This is a genomic window from Streptomyces otsuchiensis, assembly GCF_004305975.1.
Lineage (GTDB): Bacteria > Actinomycetota > Actinomycetes > Streptomycetales > Streptomycetaceae > Streptomyces > Streptomyces otsuchiensis.
Genome location: NZ_BHZI01000505.1, coordinates 1 through 1,620 on the forward strand (window position 1 = coordinate 1; position 1,620 = coordinate 1,620).

At 73.8% G+C, this 1,620-nt stretch carries 2 protein-coding genes; both read left to right on the top strand.

Features of this window, described 5'->3' with window-relative positions:
- Positions 1-38 precede the first annotated feature (38 nt).
- Complete coding sequence (locus E0D90_RS25485) at positions 39-476, top strand: MarR family winged helix-turn-helix transcriptional regulator (RefSeq protein ID WP_130800273.1); 438 nt, start codon at positions 39-41, stop codon at positions 474-476.
- A 184-nt stretch (positions 477-660) separates the two neighbouring features.
- Positions 661-1,620: serine/threonine-protein kinase (locus E0D90_RS25490; protein WP_130800272.1), on the top strand; the 960-nt coding region annotated here is incomplete at its 3' end.

Here is a 1,620-nt window from a genome sequence, read left to right on the forward strand (position 1 = left end):
CCGCCTCCCCCACCGAACACCCCACGCCGGGCGCCTCCCTGTCCGGTGCCGCGCTCGGCGTCTTCCGGCTGAACGGCCAGTTCCTGGCCGTCGCCGACAAGTTGGCCCGCCCCGGCGGGCTGACCGCCGCGTGGTGGCAGGTGCTCGGGGCGGTGCTGTCCGAGCCGCTTCCCGTCTCCGGCATCGCGCGCGCCATGGGCATCACCCGGCAGAGTGTGCAACGCATCGCGGACCTCCTGGTGGAGCAGGGACTCGCCGAGTACCGGCCCAACCCGGCCCACCGACGGGCCAAGTTGCTGGCAGCCACCGCCGACGGGCACGACGCGGTCCGCCGTATCTCCCCCGGGCACGCGGAGTTCGCCGCCTCGCTGGCCGAAGCCATGGGCGGCCAGCAGGAGTTGGCCGATGCCGTGGAGGCTCTGCGGAAGCTGTCCGCCGCGCTGGAGCGCGCCACCGGCGGCGACGACGCCCGCTGAGCGCACGGGCGCAGCGGTGGGCGGGCGAGCCGGCTTCACGCGGGCGCGCGAACCAGGGCGAAGGCGGGCACCCCCGCCCGGCTCGCGCGATCAGGGAACCGGTCACGGTTCGGACGCAGTCCCCAGTAGTGCGCGCGAGGGTGTCTATCCTCAAGCGGGCTATGCGCAGTGAGGGGACACGCACATGAAACCGCTGGGACCGGCAGACCCCCGAAGGGTGGGGCAGTACCAGCTCCTCGGCAAGCTCGGCGCCGGCGGCATGGGCAGCGTCTACCTCGCCCGGTCCGGGCGGGGCCGGACGGTCGCCGTCAAGCTCGTCCAGCCCGAGCTGGCACGCCAGACGGAGTTCCGGCAACGGTTCCAGCAGGAGGTGGACGCCGCCCGGCGCATCGGCACCCGGTGGACCGCGCCGGTGCTCGACTGCGACACCGAGGCGGAGACGCCGTGGGTGGCCACCGGCTACGTCGCCGGGCCCTCCCTGCACGAGGTGGTGGCCCACTGCCCGGGCAAGCTCCCCGACCGCACCCTGGTGAGCCTCGCCAACGGCCTGGCGCAGTCGCTGCGCGACATCCACGCCGCCGGGCTGGTGCACCGCGACCTCAAACCGTCCAACGTCCTGGTGACGATCGACGGCCCGCGCGTCATCGACTTCGGTATCGCCCGCGCGCTGGAGCAGGCCGGGGAGGGGCTGACCCGTACCGGTGCCGCCGTCGGCTCACCGGGGTTCATGTCGCCGGAGCAGTGCCGGGGCGAGACGGTCACGCCCGCCTCCGACGTGTTCTGCCTCGGCTCGGTCCTGGTCTTCGCCGCGACCGGCCGCACACCGTTCGGTGACGCGAGCAGCGCCATGCACGTGCTGATGCTGCGGATCGTCCAGGACCAGCGCGACCTCACCGGCGTGCCGGACGCGCTGCTGGAGATCGTCGAGGGCTGCCTCTCGCCGGACCCGGACGAACGCCCTTCGCTGGAGCGGCTGTTGGAGCTGACGGCCGAGGGTGACCTCTGGGACGACGAGGAGATCGAACCCTGGCTGCCGGGCGCGCTGATCGCCAAGCTGGGCAAGCACGCGGTGGGATTGCTGGACTCCGAGGACCCGTTGCACGCGCCGCCGCTGCCCGCCGCCGCCCCACCACCCGCCATGCCC